Annotated in this window: 16 protein-coding genes and 1 other annotated feature; of the genes, 9 read left to right on the top strand and 7 right to left on the bottom strand. The window is 39.2% G+C overall.

Annotation, left to right across the window (positions count from 1 at the left end; translation table 11 throughout):
• The first annotated feature begins 43 nt into the window (after nt 1-43).
• The gene (locus HF876_RS01955) at nt 44-517 is read left to right on the top strand and encodes a nucleoside 2-deoxyribosyltransferase (RefSeq protein ID WP_169358371.1); all 474 of its coding nucleotides are present in this window, start codon (nt 44-46) and stop codon (nt 515-517) included.
• Nucleotides 518-567: 50 nt separating this feature from the next.
• Here HF876_RS01955 and HF876_RS01950 read toward each other — a convergent pair whose 3' ends face one another.
• On the bottom strand, nt 568-1017 hold the full coding sequence (locus HF876_RS01950) for a GNAT family N-acetyltransferase (RefSeq protein ID WP_169358370.1): 450 nt from the start codon (nt 1015-1017) through the stop codon (nt 568-570).
• A 279-nt stretch (nt 1018-1296) separates the two neighbouring features.
• Here HF876_RS01950 and HF876_RS01945 point away from each other — a divergent pair, with 279 nt between their 5' ends.
• The 6 genes from HF876_RS01945 (at nt 1297) to HF876_RS01920 (ending at nt 7883) form a co-directional block, all read left to right on the top strand.
• Complete coding sequence (locus HF876_RS01945) at nt 1297-1854, top strand: GNAT family N-acetyltransferase (protein WP_169358369.1); 558 nt, start codon at nt 1297-1299, stop codon at nt 1852-1854.
• A 47-nt stretch (nt 1855-1901) separates the two neighbouring features.
• Nucleotides 1902-2173, top strand: a binding site (T-box leader).
• A gap of 71 nt (nt 2174-2244) precedes the next feature.
• Complete coding sequence (locus HF876_RS01940) at nt 2245-3102, top strand: SAM hydrolase/SAM-dependent halogenase family protein (protein WP_169358368.1); 858 nt, start codon at nt 2245-2247, stop codon at nt 3100-3102.
• A gap of 40 nt (nt 3103-3142) precedes the next feature.
• Nucleotides 3143-3700: an ECF-type riboflavin transporter substrate-binding protein gene (locus HF876_RS01935; RefSeq protein ID WP_169358367.1), complete on the top strand. Its 558-nt coding sequence runs from the start codon at nt 3143-3145 to the stop codon at nt 3698-3700.
• Between the two features lie 18 nt (nt 3701-3718).
• Nucleotides 3719-5452 carry an ABC transporter ATP-binding protein gene (locus HF876_RS01930; RefSeq protein WP_169358366.1) on the top strand — a complete coding sequence of 578 codons (1734 nt, stop codon included), beginning with the start codon at nt 3719-3721 and terminating at the stop codon, nt 5450-5452.
• Nucleotides 5424-6254, top strand: coding sequence for an energy-coupling factor transporter transmembrane component T family protein (locus HF876_RS01925; protein ID WP_169358365.1), 831 nt, complete (start codon nt 5424-5426; stop codon nt 6252-6254). Before HF876_RS01930 ends, HF876_RS01925 begins: the two co-directional genes overlap by 29 nt.
• A 603-nt stretch (nt 6255-6857) precedes the next feature.
• Entirely contained in the window at nt 6858-7883 is a 1026-nt protein-coding gene (locus HF876_RS01920; RefSeq protein WP_169358364.1) for a PTS sugar transporter subunit IIC, read from the top strand.
• Between the two features lie 87 nt (nt 7884-7970).
• Here the strand turns inward: HF876_RS01920 and HF876_RS01915 are convergent, their stop codons facing one another.
• Nucleotides 7971-8630, bottom strand: coding sequence for a hypothetical protein (locus HF876_RS01915; RefSeq protein ID WP_169358363.1), 660 nt, complete (start codon nt 8628-8630; stop codon nt 7971-7973).
• 163 nt (nt 8631-8793) lie between these two features.
• On the opposite strand from HF876_RS01915, the gene HF876_RS01910 reads away from it, so the two are divergent.
• Nucleotides 8794-10074, top strand: a complete 1281-nt coding sequence (locus HF876_RS01910; protein WP_169358362.1) for a glucose-6-phosphate isomerase — start codon at nt 8794-8796, stop codon at nt 10072-10074.
• 153 nt (nt 10075-10227) lie between these two features.
• Here HF876_RS01910 and HF876_RS01905 read toward each other — a convergent pair whose 3' ends face one another.
• From HF876_RS01905 to HF876_RS01895, 3 genes are all read right to left on the bottom strand, one after another.
• On the bottom strand, nt 10228-11112 hold the full coding sequence (locus HF876_RS01905) for an ROK family protein (RefSeq protein ID WP_169358361.1): 885 nt from the start codon (nt 11110-11112) through the stop codon (nt 10228-10230).
• Nucleotide 11113: 1 nt separating this feature from the next.
• Complete coding sequence (locus HF876_RS01900; protein WP_169358360.1) at nt 11114-12805, bottom strand: glycoside hydrolase family 13 protein; 1692 nt, start codon at nt 12803-12805, stop codon at nt 11114-11116.
• A 192-nt stretch (nt 12806-12997) separates the two neighbouring features.
• A complete protein-coding gene (locus HF876_RS01895; protein WP_169358359.1) occupies nt 12998-13342 on the bottom strand; it encodes a zinc ribbon domain-containing protein YjdM in 345 nt (114 codons plus the stop codon).
• 157 nt (nt 13343-13499) lie between these two features.
• On the opposite strand from HF876_RS01895, the gene HF876_RS01890 reads away from it, so the two are divergent.
• Complete coding sequence (locus HF876_RS01890) at nt 13500-13652, top strand: hypothetical protein (protein ID WP_169358358.1); 153 nt, start codon at nt 13500-13502, stop codon at nt 13650-13652.
• Between the two features lie 85 nt (nt 13653-13737).
• Here HF876_RS01890 and HF876_RS01885 read toward each other — a convergent pair whose 3' ends face one another.
• Entirely contained in the window at nt 13738-15345 is a 1608-nt protein-coding gene (locus HF876_RS01885) for a thiamine pyrophosphate-binding protein (RefSeq protein ID WP_169358357.1), read from the bottom strand.
• A gap of 90 nt (nt 15346-15435) precedes the next feature.
• A complete protein-coding gene (locus HF876_RS01880; protein ID WP_169358356.1) occupies nt 15436-16257 on the bottom strand; it encodes a phosphotransferase family protein in 822 nt (273 codons plus the stop codon).
• Between the last annotated feature and the right edge of the window lie 32 nt (nt 16258-16289).

Here is a 16289-nt window from a genome sequence, read left to right as displayed (position 1 = left end):
TATAAAATTCCCTACAATGAAAGATGGAAAAGGAGGATGAATGATGAAAAAAGGTTATTTAGCAAATGGATTATTTGGATTAGGAGATCGTTTAGTAAATGAACTAGTAGCAAAGGAGATTCGAGCTTCACTCCCAGGCGTTGACTTATATGTACCACAGGAAAATACAGCAATTAATGATAAAATGGCCTATGCAGATAGCCTGCTTATCGCTAGTGCAGACATCGATGCCCTGAAGAAGAGTGACTTCCTTGTTGCCGTAATTGATGGAGTTGAAATAGATTCTGGTGTTGCAGCAGAAATTGGTGCATTCTCTATGTTAAATCGGCCAATTTATGCACTCTATACCGATACACGCCAACAAGGTCGGGAAAATAAGAAAAAAATTAACGCATTAATTGAAGATGGAACCGAAAATCAATTTATGTACCGCAACTTGTTTGTTATTGGACTGATCAAGCAAAACGGCGTCATTGTTAGCTCGATCGAGGAGCTAGGAAAAGCCTTGAGAAATTAATACATATATTTATAAAAAATCCTGTGTTTTTTATCACAGGATTTTTTGTTTTATTTCACCAATTTCCAATTGACCATTTGCTCAGAAGTTCCTACTCGTTGCATATTTAGCTTTTCTAATACACGCATGGAGCCAAGATTATCGGAAAGTGTTTCCGCAATAATTGCATCCACCTTACCAGTTGCAAAAGCCCATTGAATGATGGCGCCTACTGCCTCTGTTGCATAGCCTTTATTCCAATACTCCTTTAATAAACCATAGCCTACCTCTACTTGGTTATCTACATTAGGATTTCCCTTAAAACCAATATCCCCAATGACCTGACCATCACTTTTCTTTATCACCAGCCACGCTCCCCAACCCATTGAGGAAGGATCCGCTTTAAGCATCTCTAAAGACATAGAAATCTGTGGCCCATTATCATAGCTTTGCTTTTCCGCCATTTGAGCAGTTTCTTCCGTACAAGGGATAATTTCTAATCTCTCAGTTTCTAATTTCATTTGGACTCTCCTTTTGTTTAGCTATATTTCACCTCTACAAAATTTAATGCACAAAACATAGAACTATCCCCTTTCCTTATTTGGTTAGTAAAATTATACCACGATATATTTTTTATTTTCTCATTTTTCTAAAATTATTATATACTTAGTTTACTAGTATGGAAGGGACTGATAGAGAATGAAAAACAAACTAATGGTGATTGAAAAGTAGACTTCTAGCATTTCTCTTTTCAATACAAACAGAAAAAAACAGACCTAATACGAAAAGAGGAAAACAACTTGTATCAAGATCAAGAATTAATCATACGACCAATTCAGTACAATGATTTATCTAGACTGTGGGAATTAATGTGTAAAGATGAGGAGCCTGAGTGGAAAAAGTGGGATGCTCCTTATTATGACTATAAGCCAACTCCCTATGAGGTATTTATGGAAAAAGCAGGGTCTTACGTGGATAGTAAAAGCTTTTGGGGGATTGAAGTAGATGGTATATTGCGTGGAATCGTTTCATATTATTGGGAGCATGAACCTTCTAAATGGCTTGAGATGGGTATAGGCTTTCATGAAGCTCCAAGCTGGGGTAAAGGGCTAGGAACCCGCGCTATGAGACTTTGGATGAACCACCTTTTTACTACAATGCCACTTGTCCGAGTAGGCTATACGACCTGGTCAGGTAATAAACGGATGATTCGGGTCGGAGAAAAGCTTGGAATGTCTATGGAGGCAAGAATTCGTAAAGTCCGCTTATATAATGGTGTTTACTATGATTCCATTCGAATGGGTATTTTAAGAGAAGAATGGGAAAAGGCACAGGAAGAAAGTATAAAGGAACTATAAAAAATGCTTGACAGTTATCAGAATTAATTGTAAATTCACTATAATAAGTTAATGCGATGAAGAGAAAAAGTAAGATGAGTGGTTTTCTTCAAAGAGAGCTTCGGTAGCTGAAAAGAAGCAGAAAACACCATTTGAACAATGGCCTCTGAGCACTACATTGAACGTGCAGTTACCTGCGCCTGAGATGCTAGCGGGATTGGTACCCGTTATCCACACCACAGTCTAGAATTTCATATTAACGGAATTTCTGTACTTGCTGAGGCTGCTTATGTGAATAAGTAGTGAATAAAGGTGGTAACACGAGTATCTCGTCCTTTTCAATCCAATGATTGAGGAGGGCGAGTTTTTTAATTCGCTCTCCTCCAAAAACAATGAGGAGAGTGTTTTAACATGACAGAAGGTTTATTAGTATTTCAATCAGATTTTGGTATCAACGACGGTGCAGTAAGTGCCATGCATGGGGTAGCCAATAGTGTGAAGCGTGGACTTCCGCTATTTGATCTGACACACCAAATTCCTCAGTACAATATTTGGGAGGCATCCTATCGTCTCTTACAAACCATCAACTATTGGCCAAGTGATACAGTATTTGTTTCCATAGTAGACCCTGGTGTTGGATCGGATCGGAGAAGTGTAGTTGCAAAGACCGTAAACGATCAATATATCGTCACCCCGGACAATGGCACATTAACCCACATTAATCGATTTATTGGTATTAAAGAAGTGAGAGAAATTGAGGAGTCTAAAAACCGCCTACCGAATTCTGGAGAATCTCACACGTTTCATGGACGTGATATTTTTGCTTATACAGGGGCACGACTTGCTTCTGGTGACATTCATATGGAGGACATCGGACCTTCTATCCCTACATCCTTTATCGTGGAACTTCCATTAAAGGAGGCAGTTATTGAAAATAATTCGATTACAGGAGTCATTGATGTCATCGATCGACCATTCGGCAATCTTTGGACTAATATTCATCGTCTACAGTTTAAGCAGCTGAATGTAGAATATGGAGATAAATTTGACGTTTCGCTTTCTATTAACGGAGAGGTAGCCTATGAGGGAGTAGTTACGTATGGTCGTTCTTTCGCTGCCGCAGAATTAGGGGATGCACTCATGTATGTGAATTCTCTTGATAATATAGGAATTGCCTTAAATCAAGGCTCCTTTGCTGATACCTATAAAATTTCAACAGGTGCTAATACAGCAATAACGATCCGGAAAGCTGTTATTACAATCACTTAATTGGATGACTGGCAATAAAATATATAGGGGGAGAAATGAAATGAAAAAATCTATCTTTTCAACTAGGACGGTTGTTGCAATAGGTATCGGAACAGCTGTGTTCCTAATTTTAGCTAAGTTTGCTGCAGTCCCTACCGGTATACCTAATACGACAATTCAAACATCCTATGCTTTTTTAGCACTCATTTCAGCTATTTTTGGACCGATAGCGGGTTTATTTGTTGGATTATTTGGTCATGCTTTAAACGACCTTACTTCTTATGGTTCTATATGGTGGAGCTGGGTCATTTCATCCGCATTTGTTGGATTAGGTATCGGATTATATTTTAAGAAGTTTTCTTTTGAGGATGGAGAGTTTGGTAAAAAACACATCATATTATTTAACATTATTCAAATCATTGTTCAAGTTATTGCATGGGCTTTAATAGCTCCATTATTGGACATTCTTATTTATGCAGAGCCTGCAAATAAAGTATTTACACAAGGGATCGTCGCTGCTGCTTCTAATATTATTACAGTTGCAATTCTAGGTACACTATTGCTTACTGCGTATGCAAAGACAAGAACTAAAAAAGGAAGCCTGAGCTACGAGGAATAAGTAGATAAGGAGATTTACATGAAAAAGCCAGTCATCGAATTTAAACACTTTAGCTTTCAATATAATAGTCAATCCGAACCTACTTTGCACGATATCAACTTAGTGATTTACGAAGGGGAAAAAGTAGCTATTGTCGGACCATCCGGCTCTGGGAAAAGCACGCTCGTTCATTGCCTGAACGGGCTTGCCCCTTTTGCTTATAAAGGCAGTATGACAGGAAACCTTACCATTCATGGGAGAGAGACCAGAGAGCTTGATCTCTTTACCATTTCACAGGAGGTTGGTACGGTACTCCAGGATACGGATGGTCAGTTTATTGGCCTTACTGTCGGCGAGGATATAGCCTTTTCCCTAGAAAATAATGCTGTACCCACACAAAAAATGCATGAACGCGTTCAAAAAGCAGCCTCTTTAGTAAAAATGTCCAATCATTTAGATGCTCGGATTCATGAGCTCTCGGGCGGTCAAAAACAACGAGTCGCTCTTGCTGGCGTTTTAGTAAACGATGTGAATATTCTATTGTTTGATGAACCTCTTGCTAACCTTGATCCTGCTTCTGGGAAGGGAGCAATGAGACTGATTGATCAGCTTCATGCAGATAGCAACAAAACGATTATCATTGTAGAACACAGATTAGAGGATGTTTTGTCAGAACCTATCGATCGCATAATATTAATGAATCACGGTCAGATAGTTGCAGACGGCAGCCCCAATGAGCTATTGGCAGGATCGTTATTAACGGATAATTGGATACGAGAACCACTTTACATTAAAGCTTTAAAATATGCTGGATGTGAATTGAATGATCACCCCAATCTAACTAAGGTTGACAGCATTGTAAATGACTCCTTCCGGCAGAAGCTAAAAACATTTAGCGATGCAAGATGCTCTCCAATTCAGCTTGGGTATAAAAATGAGCCTGTCCTGACACTTGATGACATCAGCTTCCACTACGGGAATCATTTAGACATTATTAAAAACGTGTCTTTTCAATTACATAAAGGAGAAATGATTAGCCTTATCGGAGCCAATGGAGCTGGTAAATCTACCCTTTCATCTCTTATCTGTGGTTTTGAACGACCTACTGAAGGCACTATATATTTCGAGGGTTTTAATGCGATTAACGACTCTATCAAGGAACGAGCTCATCGTGTAGGCTTTGTCCTCCAAAATCCAAATCATATGTTTTCTAAGCAAACAGTTTTCGATGAAGTTGCTTTTGGACTTATTCAATTTGGACTATCAGATAGGGAAGTTAACAGAAGAGTGGAGGAAACATTAAAGACTTGTGGATTATACCCTTTCAGAAACTGGCCGATTGCAGCCTTGAGCTATGGGCAGAAAAAACGTTTATCAATTGCTTCTATCCTCATCATGGAGCCCCCAATTATATTATTGGACGAGCCTACAGCGGGGCAGGATTACAAGCATACTACAGAACTAATGACGTTCTTAGAAGATTTAACGAAGAAGGGTACATCCATTATATTAATTACCCATGATATGCACCTAATGACGGAATATACAGACCGCGCAATCGTGTTAACAGAGGGGAAGATATTAGTGGATGACTCACCAGCCCATATCCTATCGAATCCCTCTTTAATTCTAGAGGCTAACTTAAAGGAATCTTCCTTATATGAGATTGCTAAGCAGCTTAAAATTGAGCATCCCTCTGATTTTGTAGAGCAATTTATACAATATGATCGGGAGGTGCGATTTAATGGGCAACGAACTGCTAAGCTATCTTGATCGTGACTCTATTATCCATCGCCTAACAGGTTCAACCAAGCTAATCTGTTTCCTACTTTGGTCCACTGCAGCCATGTTAACGTATGACACAAGAGTTTTAATGGTGCTGTTGCTCGGTAGCTTTATTTTATTTTATATATCGGATATTAAATTAAAGGATATCAGCTTAGTGCTTGGTTTTATCCTCGTGTTTTTATTATTAAACAATATAGCCATATTTTTGTTCGCCCCTCAACATGGGACAACTATTTATGGTACCTCCCACCCTATTACTGGGTCCATGGGGCGCTATACACTTACGCAGGAGCAATTGTTTTACCAGTTAAATATTACATTGAAATATTTTGCAGTAATCCCTCCTGCTCTTTTGTTCTTAGTCACCACACATCCAAGTGAGTTTGCAGCTTCTCTAAACCGCATCGGTGTAAGCTATCGACTTGCCTACTCGGTTTCTATTGCTCTACGCTATATCCCTGATATACAAAGGGATTTTAAAACCATTTCTCGTTCTAAGCAGGCTCGCGGGGTGGACATGTCTAATAATGAAAAACTATTTACCCGAATAAAAAATGCTGGCTCTATTATAATGCCACTTATTTTTTCTAGTCTGGAACGTATTGAAACAGTCAGCAATACAATGGATCTTCGAGGTTTCGGTAAATTTAAAACTCGCTCCTGGTTTAGCTTAAAGGAGTTCAGAAAAAGAGATTTGATCGCTATTCTAATATCATCTTCATTATTTTTATTAATGGTTTTATTTATTTTTATTAACAATGGAAGGTTTTTTAATCCATTCACCTGAATCATTCTTGACGTTATACTAAAAAATGTTCTTATGTAGTAGGTGTCATGAAATTGGAACAATCTAAAAGTTAATCTCAAAAGAGGCTGGGACGTAACTAGTCTATAAATTAAAAAACATGAAACGGAAACTCGATTTCATGTTTTTACTTCATTTTTAAGGTCCGCACAATTTCTTGTAAGTTACCTTTCAATCTAGTTGTTTGAAGTGAAGGTGGCGACTCCTGGGGGAACAGCACGAGCTGAAAGCCCCACAGGAGCGAAGCGACGAGGAGATTGAAGCCGTGCCCCCGGAAAGCGTCCACTGTAACGGAAAACAACTACAGGTATATTTGAATAGAAGCCTCGAAAATTTACAAGGTCGTAGAATTTTCGAGGCTTTTTATTTTTGAGGAGAGTTTTGTCCCAGCCTCTTTTATCTATTTAAAAATAAGTATTGACTGTTATTATAAATTATATTAATATTATAACAATTTAAAAGGTTGGAATAATATTTTTTTATTATTCACATATAATGTATTGCGTTAGTCCAAATAAGGACTATTTATTTTTAATACGTTCGGTATATTTTATGCGATATATTATATAACAAGGAGGAATCACCATGAAGCAAGCAACTAAGACATACCTAATCGACCGAATGTACAGAGGTTCTCAAGGACTAGCAAACGCCGTTCTTGTCACTTTAGGAATTGGACTACTTATTGAAACTATTGGTACGTTTACAGGCTGGGAAGGGTTTATGGCTATTGGGAAAACCGCTCAATTGATGCTTGCTCCAGCAATTGGTGCAGGTATCGCTTATCAGCTCGGCGGGAATACATTAGTTATTTTTAGTGCGATGGCCTGTAGTACCATTGGAGCGAATGCTCTCATACTACAAGATGGATTATGGGTTTTGACAACAGGACAACCGATTAGTGCAGTACTTGCAGCCGTGGTTGCTATCTGGGTAGGAAAACGTATTGCAGGAAAAACAAAGCTTGATATGCTTGCGATTCCTTTTTGTGCCATCCTTATAGGTGGTGTCGCGGGGGTTGGGTTAGCAGCTGTCACTACGCCTTTGTTACAGCAATTAAGTGAGTTTATTGCTGGTTCTGTTTCTGGATCTCCTTTACTTGGATCGATTGTTATTGCACTGGTGTGGAGTATTTTCCTCATGTCCCCTGCTTCCTCAGCAGCAATCGCCATTGCGTTACAACTAGACCCAGTATCTAGTGCCGCAGCATTAATCGGGTGTACAGCACAATTTGCAGGATGGACAGCTATGTCCTTTAAAGAAAATGACTTAGGTGCGAACATTGCACAATCGTTCTTGACACCTAAAGTTCAAGTACCTAATTTGGTGAAAAATCCACGGTTAGTAATTGGGCCATTTCTATCCTCAATTATTTGTGCTCCGATTGCTATTTCATTTTTTAATTTTGAGGTACCTTTTACATTAGCGGGGCTTGGACTAAATTCATTCATCGCTCCATTAAATGTTCTAGCAAACCAAGGTATTGGAGTGCTTCTTATGTATATCGTGTTAGGCATTATAGCACCGGCAGTTATCTCTATGACCGCTTATCACCTGCTTAAAAAACGAGGATGGGCTAAAACTGGAGACTTACATATGGAAGTCCAATAAATACGGTCATATTAAAACTCCTTACATTTACAGATAGTAGATGTAAGGAGCTTCATTTATGTGGCAGGTCTATCCTAGCCTCTAATTTTATAAAACGTTACTTATAATGCCCTTGTCTGTGTAGATTGTCACTGGCGAGGCTATTGCTCTTTTATCCGAAAACAACCATCTCCTACCTACAGGCCCAAGCAATATATATACCCCATCCTCCTGATGCCCCATAAAGTTTAAATGTTCTGGTTCGTCCACTATTATTCCATCTTGTGAAGGGATCCCTAGTTCCATTATTTTGTCTGCGAACTCAATGATATTGTGGGTAGTTAATCCAATTTCACTAATTTCAATAACATTGTTTGAAGTGAAGTGCATGGCATTCGACTTTGGTGTAATTGCTTCTCTTGCAATAAACTCCACTATGTTTCCTGCCAGATCCTGAAAATAGCAGGACCTTGCTTTAAAAAGACCACTATATTCTACCTCATCCTTCCCTTCCTCTATAGATAACGTTACACGTTCTTGCAGCCATAATTTAGCCTTTGAAAACATATTTGAGTGTATATTAAAAGCAAAGTGATAGAAAGTATCCTTGGCTTCACTGTCCTTAATAAATCTAAGCAAACTATTTCCAATTTGAAATGTGGCCTCGGTAGCTTTCCATAACGTTAAAGGAAACTCTAATGTATCTCGGTAGAAGATGACCACTTCCTCTAAGTTAGATACCCACAAATCAATTTGCTGGATCTTCATTTTTATCCTCCTCTTTAGCTTCTACTCTCAATATATACAAGTAGTATTGGAGTCAACTCGGCCAATAGCAGGAAGAATAAATATAATGATAGCTTTTTTTAACTTTTCCCAAGGGGTATGGTAAAATTAAGTCATTAAAATATGTAAAATAAAGGGGTACTTCATGAAAATTTCCGTTAATTACTCAGAGGATTACCAAAGCCTCCTTACAGAAGAATTACATAACAAACTAGAGGCTACTCATGATTTTATCCAGTCAAAAACAGGATTGGGATCTGACTTTTTAGGATGGGTTAATTGGCCAAGCTCCACTCAGCAAGCTTTTTTACAAGATATAAAACAAACTGCAGAGCATATTCGCTCTAATTCAGATGTATTAGTTGTCATTGGGATTGGGGGGTCTTACCTTGGCTCCAAAGCAGTTCTAGAATCACTCGCTACTCCATTCCAAAAGGACAGCCAATTAGAAGTCATCTTCGCGGGACAGCTAGTTAGTGGTGCTTATTTAAAGCAATTGATTACTTACTTAGACTCTAAGGAAGTAACTTTAAATGTTATTTCTAAGTCGGGTACGACAACCGAACCTGCTATTGCTTTCCGATTCCTACGCCAGTACATGGAAGCACGCTACGGTGAAGAGGCTGCAGCTCGCATTATCGTCACTACAGACGAGGAAAAAGGTGCTTTATTGTCTCTTGCGAAGGAAAAGGGCTACAAACGCTATGTAGTACCAGAAGATATCGGTGGCCGCTATTCTGTCTTTACAGCAGTTGGCCTATTACCAATCGCAGCAGCTGGGCATAATATCGATCAATTAATAGCAGGAGCTAAACAAGCAGAAGAGGAATTTCAAGTCATGGATGTTCATTCGAATGCGGCTATTAAATACGCTGTCATCCGAAATCATTTATACGGCAAGGGATATCCTGTGGAAATAATGGCTACCTTTGACGAGAAGCTGAAGTATGTCCAAGAATGGTGGAAACAGTTATTTGGGGAGAGTGAAGGAAAAGAAGGAAAAGGTATTTTCCCTGCTTCCGTACTGTACTCAACGGACCTCCATTCATTAGGACAATACATCCAAGATGGTAAGCGAATGCTATTCGAAACATTCCTCATGGTCGAACAAGTTTCAGATGATCTAACGGTCTTTGAAGCGGAGGATAATCGTGATGAGCTAAATTACTTAAGTGGCCTGACGTTACATGATTTCAATAAAGCATGTCATGAAGCTACTGCCTCTGCCCATTTAGATGGTGGTGTTCCTCAAATCACATTAACGATGGAACAGCTAGATGAAGAGCATATTGGCCACTTATTATATTTCTACATGATGACTTGTGCGTATAGTGCTTACTTGCTGGACATTAATCCTTTTGATCAGCCAGGAGTAGAAGACTATAAACGAAACATCTTTAAGATCCTTAAAAAGCCTGGATATTAAAACTGTAGCCTCCCCTGTTGGGGGCTACAGTTTTTCATTTTTCAGTAGAGATTTCCTATTTAATGCGGGACCGACCGATTATTTGACTTAACCGACCGATTCTCCATTTTTCTTAAAAAAATGCTTTGTCCCAGAAGAGACAAAGCATTTTATTTACACAACAAGCATTGCGGCACCAAGCATACCTGCTTCATTACCAAATTGTGCTCGTTTAATTTCAACTGGTTTAAGCATTAATGGTTTTACTTTTTCGATTAGCAAGTCCCACCATTCATCGGCAGATTCCGAAACGCCACCGCCAATAACTATACAATCCATATCAATTACTGCTTGAAGGGTAGAAAGAACAATTGCAAAGTCTGCTATAAAACGATCTCTTGCACGTTTTGCACTTTCAATCTCCCGAGAAGCTAGCTTAAATAAAGTATGGGGCTTAGCTAATTCCCCTGTAGTCGGATCAATCACATGCTCTTCTTTAATCAATCTCTTTAATGCGGTTCCTGATACGTATTGTTCACTACAGCCTGGTCGTCCACAACCACAAACTAACCCGTTAGGATATAAAATAAGATGTCCGATTTCTCCAGCTCCACCATTCGCACCATTCATAACCTGACCATCAAATATAAAGCCACCGCCAAGACCGGTACCAACCGTTACACAAACTACTTTTGAAAAGTTACTTCCAGCTCCAATACGTGCCTCTGCAAGTGCCGCACAGTTCGCGTCATTATTTAACTCGACTCGAAGTCCCGTAGCTGTCTCTAATAGCGGTTTTACTGGCGTGCCCTCCCAGCCAGGCAGCTCCTTTTCAAAGGTGACTGTTCCAGTTTCAGCATCTACCATTCCTCTGGTCCCAATGCCAACTCCTGAGATGTCAGGGAACTGATCTTTTATCTTTAAGACCTGCTCCTCTAAATATGGGTATAGGGGAAGCTCTGTAGGTACTGTTATATCAGCCAAGACTTCTCCAGTCTCATTCACAACGCCCATCCGTATTTTGGTTCCACCAATATCTATGCCAAGTACCTTCTTCACTTTATAATCTCCTTTCAAAAGCTAATACTACTGCTTCATAGGGACGTACACTTATCCCTTGTTCGTCTATTTCTAGAGAGTCATAATTAGCTATTATTACTTTTCCACTAAGACCATCTACCTCACAGCTAGTCCATTGCAGTTTCTCTGTACTATTTGAGAAATTCGAGATGACAAGCCATTCTTCCTTCTCCGTTTGGCGCTTATATACAAAAAGCTTTGGATCGTTTGGAAATAGCAAATGAAAGCTTCCATAAGTTATAATGTCGTGCTGTTTTCTCATCTCAATAAGCTTTTGATACGTATAAAAGATGGAAGAAGAATCGTTTAATGCCTGTTCCACATTAATCTCAGTAGTATTCGGGTTCATCTGTATCCATGGGGTACCAGTTGTAAATCCCCCATCGCTTGTCCACTGCATAGGTGTACGTGCATTGTCTCTACCCTTAGCATAAATACCACGCATAATAGTGTCTTCTGGTATACCTTGTTCTATTTTACTATTATACATATTAATTGTTTCAATATCCTTGTAGTCTTCAATACTATCAAATCTAACGCTAGTCATACCTAGTTCTTCTCCTTGATAAATATAAGGAGTTCCTTGTAGCATATGAAGACAAATAGCTAGCATTTTAGCAGAAGTAACTCGATATTCTTGGTCATTTCCAAAACGAGAAACCACACGAGGCTGGTCATGATTGTTCCAATATAAGCTATTCCATCCTACCCCATGAAGTGCATGCTGCCATTTCTCAAGATTGTGTTTTAACGCAACTAAATCCAGTGGCTTTGCATCCCATTTTTCAAAAGGACCACTGTCTAAATCCATATGTTCAAAGGTGAATACCATGTTCACTTCTTTATTGGCAGGATTCGTATATAACTGAGCATCCTTAGGAGAAGCTCCTGGCATTTCACCTACTGTGAGTACATCATAGTTTTGAAGAACACGCTCATTCATTTCTTTTAAATATGTATGGATTTTAGGACCATTCATAAAATAGGGACTTCCATCGCCATATAGCTGTCCTTGTCCAACCTTTCCATCCGGTAGTCCCTCCACCTTGGAGATAAAATTAATAACGTCCATTCGAAATCCGCCTATGCCCTTATCTAGCCAATAGGTCATCATCTCATATATATCGTTACGAAGTATTTCGTTTTCCCAATTCAAGTCTGGTTGCTTCTTAGAAAACAAATGTAAGTAATAGGAATCTGTCGCATCATCCTTCTCCCATGCAGATCCGGAAAAAACAGAGCCCCAGTTATTCGGCGGCAAATTGTCTTTCCCCTCTCTCCAAATATAGTAGTCTCTATACTTAGAGTCCTTTGAGGATTTGGACTCGACAAACCACTTATGTTCGTCTGAGGTATGGTTAACAACAAGGTCCATTACTATACGTAAGTCCCTCGCTTCTGCTTCCCTTATCAATTGATCCAAATCTTCCATTGTTCCAAACTCATCTAAAATAGTACGGTAGTTTCTTATGTCATAGCCATTGTCATCGTTCGGAGAGTCGAAAACAGGACTCAACCAAATAACGTTGACACCTAGCTTCTGTATATAATCTAATTTAGAAATAATCCCCTGTATATCCCCAATTCCATCTCCGTTTGAATCCATAAAGCTACGTGGATAAATTTGATAAACTACACTTCGTTTCCACCAAGGCTCCTTATTTGTCTTCATGTTCTCCGACCCCCATCAGAAGTATTTGATATATTCATTATAATGCAAACGCTTGCATAAAGTGATATTTTTTTTAAAAGTTATTTGGATTGGATAAAAAAAAGAACTGGCAATATATAAAAAAACAAGTACATGAATGATGTACTTGCTTCTTTAGTGCCTTGTGATGCATTCTAAACGAAGAGACCTATATTAGCTCTTTTTCACAAACTCAGACTTTAACTTCATGGCCCCAAAGCCATCTATCTTACAATCAATGTTATGATCTCCATCTACTAGGCGGATACTCTTTACCTTCGTCCCAATTTTTAGCGTGGAAGAGCTCCCTTTTACTTTTAAATCTTTAATAACTGTAACAGAGTCTCCATCCTGGAGGATATTCCCGTTAGAGTCCTTCACCACCAACTCTTCTGCCGTATCTCCTACTTCTTCTGTTAAGGACCATTCATGGGCACATTCAGGACAAACTAAAAGAGAGCCATCTTCATATGTATATTCGGAATTGCATTTTGGGCATTTCGGCAATGCTGTCGTCATTTTATTACCTCCAATTTACCTCATTTTAATACAGGACTCTATGCCCTTCAACTCATTTCTACCCCCGATAGGTTTATTCAAATTTCTTTGTGGGTAATCATTTATTAACCTTCCTAATTAAAATATATTCAAAAATATGGTGAGAGGAGGAATAAACATGGCTGAAGAAGAAAAACGCGTAGAAGTACATCGTGAAGAACGCACTGATTCTGGGATGGTAGGAGCAACCTTCATCAAGTATGCTGCTTACCTAATAATATTCTTTGGTATCCTTTGGTTCCTAATCTCTTACGTATTCCCAATGTTTTAATTGGTGACTAAATCCACGTCTGACCACATGCAGACGTGGATTTTCCCTTTTTAAAAAGAAGCCCTATTCCGGGCTTCTTTTTTTGTTATTCTGTTTCTGGGAAAAATGCTTGCTCGGTCCATACGTCGACTAATACTGGTCCTTTAGTTTGGAGGGCTTTGCTCAGTATTTCTTCTAAATTTCCATCTGTTTCCACACGGAACCCTTTCCAACCACAGGCCTCGGCCACTTGAACGAAATTTGGGTTAGTCAGTTGTGTCCCTAACTCTTCATTGCCAGCAGCTTGAATCTTATCGCTTTCCATTTGAAGTGCTCCATTATTAAAAATTACTACCGTGATATCCAGACCATAACGAGTAGCGGTCAATAAATCAGCTAACGTCATTTCTATACCACCGTCTCCCACCACGGCTACCACTTGTTTTTCTGGTTGCTCTAACTTTGCTGCAATTGCTGCAGGAAGACCAAAGCCCATGGAACGCCAATATCCTGAAAAGAGAACCTTTTGGTTAGTTTGACGGAAGTTCCTATTCATCCACACTGTTACGTCGCCTGTGTCTAAAGCAATGATTGCATCGTCTGCTACCGTATTTTCTAGTCCTCTTGCTATTCGTGATGGATGAACGGGAGATCCTTGTATTTGACCTTCCTGTTCGTTTTGATATGCCCATTTCTCTTTTACTGCGTCTATGCGATTAAGCCACTCTTCATTCTTCTGTTTGCCCTTCATGCTTTCTAATAGAAGAGGAATAACCTGCTCAGTTTTACCCTTAATCCCGTAATCTGCTGCCACTCTTTTCTTGGCATGCTCTAAATGAAGGTCAATATGGATAATAGTCGCATCCTCTGGCACATATCCCTCCGGCCACCACGTTGCTCCTGCTATTAGAACTACATCCGCATCTTTAAATACATTTGGGGCATGGGGATTTCCTCCCTCACCAATCCCTTGGATGAGATGAGGTGTAGCATCCTCAAAAATCCCTTTGCCGCCTAGACTTAATAAAATTCCTGCTCCCCAAGTTGTAGCCAGCTCTGCTATATCTCCTGCTGCTCCTCTTGCTCCTGCACCAGCTAAAATCATTGGTTGTCGTGCCTGTTTCATCACTCCCGCTACCTCTTCTAAATCATTTAGTTCAAAGGTGCCTGTTCCCTCTAATACTTTCGGGAGCTGTCTAGCCTTTGCAGTAGTCTCTTTTTCAAATAAATTTTTAGGCACCGATATGTGAGTCACTGTTCTCTGCTGTAGAGAAATTTCAGCTGCCTTCTGAAGTAAATCAACGATGGCATTCTCACTATTTAAGTTTGCTGAGTATGCTGCAAATGGCTTAAATAGCTCCTGCTGATCGACATATTGCTGAAAGTCTGTCCCCATTTCTTTTTGTTCCGCCTGACCCGTTAACGCTAATACAGGTGCCTTGTCTGAATATGCATCACCTAGACCATTTAAAAGATTGGCTGCACCTGGGCCCATTGTAGAAGTACATACTGCTAGTCTACCAGTCAGTTTTGCTTCCGCCGAAGCCATGAATGCTGCCACAGACTCATGCTTTACAGCAATAAATTCGATTTTATCCTGTTTGGCCATTGCGTCTAAAAGCCCAATAATAGTATCACCAGTTACCCCATAAATTCGCTTAACCCCTAAAAGGGATAGTTGGTCTAATATAACCTCTGCGACATTTTTATTCATATTAATCCTCTCCTTTAAACAGAGTTTGTTACCTGTTAAATTCCCTTATACAAATGGATTAAACAAATAACCTCAAGAAGAGGTCTACTCTTAAAAATGTATTCCCCAGCTGTTAATCCATTCTTTTATGTCCTTTTCCTGCTCTACACTTAAGGAATTCCCCATATCACGTTGCATTCTGATACCCGCCCAAACAAAAAATGCTGGAAGGTTATTATAAGACCCGTCAACACTTTCATAGCCCGTTCTCCAACCTGTTTCAAATGCCTTTATAAGAGATAGATTATCTTTAAAATGACGATATCCCTCTATCTGTAAAATAGATAGAGTTCTTGCATAATCAAATCTTGGGTCACCTAACGCTACATTAGTCCAATCTATTACTCCCGTAATCTTGCTACCATCTGTTAAAACATTTAGTGGATGAAAATCTAAGTGAATAAGACATTCTTTAGCTGATGGCAGTTCTTCGATTATCTTTTTTTCTGAACCGATTGGGGTTAACCAATTGGGAGTTCTGATTTCTAAAGATTCCGGTACCGTTATGTGATGAAGTTTTGCATGTGTCTTTCCAAATTCTGCTCCTAGCTGATGAGCTACAGTTGGTTTTTCTATTAGCATTTGAAGTACAGTTACTCCTTTAATCCATTCCATTAGCATAGCAGCATAGGAATCTTCCACTATAACTGAATACACAATAGGTACCGGAATACCACTTTCTAATGCAAGTTCCTTTATATTCTTTTCATATAAAAATTGATCATATCGTTCCGCATGTTGGATCCGAAGGGCAAGATTAGTACCATCCGGTATTCGTATTTTATATACTAAGCAGTCTTTTCCCCCCTGTACCTCTTCAAGACTTGTATAAGATGTGATCCCTAATTTATTAATAATTTTATTTATGTCCATCCATTATCGCCCCTTATAATTCTTAAACCGAT

It is taken from the genome of Psychrobacillus sp. BL-248-WT-3, assembly GCF_012843435.1.
Classification (GTDB): domain Bacteria; phylum Bacillota; class Bacilli; order Bacillales_A; family Planococcaceae; genus Psychrobacillus.
Note: the sequence above shows the minus strand (reverse complement) of the source record. Positions and strands in the feature narration are given on the sequence as shown.

Excerpts from the sequence above, each read along its gene's own strand:
- HF876_RS01920 (WP_169358364.1), top strand. The coding sequence starts at position 6,858 with ATGAAGCAAGCAACTAAGACATACCTAATCGACCGAATGTACAGAGGT.
- HF876_RS01910 (WP_169358362.1), top strand. The coding sequence starts at position 8,794 with ATGAAAATTTCCGTTAATTACTCAGAGGATTACCAAAGCCTCCTTACA.
- HF876_RS01940 (WP_169358368.1), top strand. The coding sequence starts at position 2,245 with ATGACAGAAGGTTTATTAGTATTTCAATCAGATTTTGGTATCAACGAC.
- HF876_RS01885 (WP_169358357.1), bottom strand. The coding sequence starts at position 15,345 with ATGAATAAAAATGTCGCAGAGGTTATATTAGACCAACTATCCCTTTTA.
- HF876_RS01955 (WP_169358371.1), top strand. The coding sequence starts at position 44 with ATGAAAAAAGGTTATTTAGCAAATGGATTATTTGGATTAGGAGATCGT.
- HF876_RS01915 (WP_169358363.1), bottom strand. The coding sequence starts at position 8,630 with ATGAAGATCCAGCAAATTGATTTGTGGGTATCTAACTTAGAGGAAGTG.
- HF876_RS01930 (WP_169358366.1), top strand. The coding sequence starts at position 3,719 with ATGAAAAAGCCAGTCATCGAATTTAAACACTTTAGCTTTCAATATAAT.
- HF876_RS01950 (WP_169358370.1), bottom strand. The coding sequence starts at position 1,017 with ATGAAATTAGAAACTGAGAGATTAGAAATTATCCCTTGTACGGAAGAA.
- HF876_RS01895 (WP_169358359.1), bottom strand. The coding sequence starts at position 13,342 with ATGACGACAGCATTGCCGAAATGCCCAAAATGCAATTCCGAATATACA.
- HF876_RS01900 (WP_169358360.1), bottom strand. The coding sequence starts at position 12,805 with ATGAAGACAAATAAGGAGCCTTGGTGGAAACGAAGTGTAGTTTATCAA.
- HF876_RS01890 (WP_169358358.1), top strand. The coding sequence starts at position 13,500 with ATGGCTGAAGAAGAAAAACGCGTAGAAGTACATCGTGAAGAACGCACT.
- HF876_RS01935 (WP_169358367.1), top strand. The coding sequence starts at position 3,143 with ATGAAAAAATCTATCTTTTCAACTAGGACGGTTGTTGCAATAGGTATC.
- HF876_RS01880 (WP_169358356.1), bottom strand. The coding sequence starts at position 16,257 with ATGGACATAAATAAAATTATTAATAAATTAGGGATCACATCTTATACA.
- HF876_RS01925 (WP_169358365.1), top strand. The coding sequence starts at position 5,424 with ATGGGCAACGAACTGCTAAGCTATCTTGATCGTGACTCTATTATCCAT.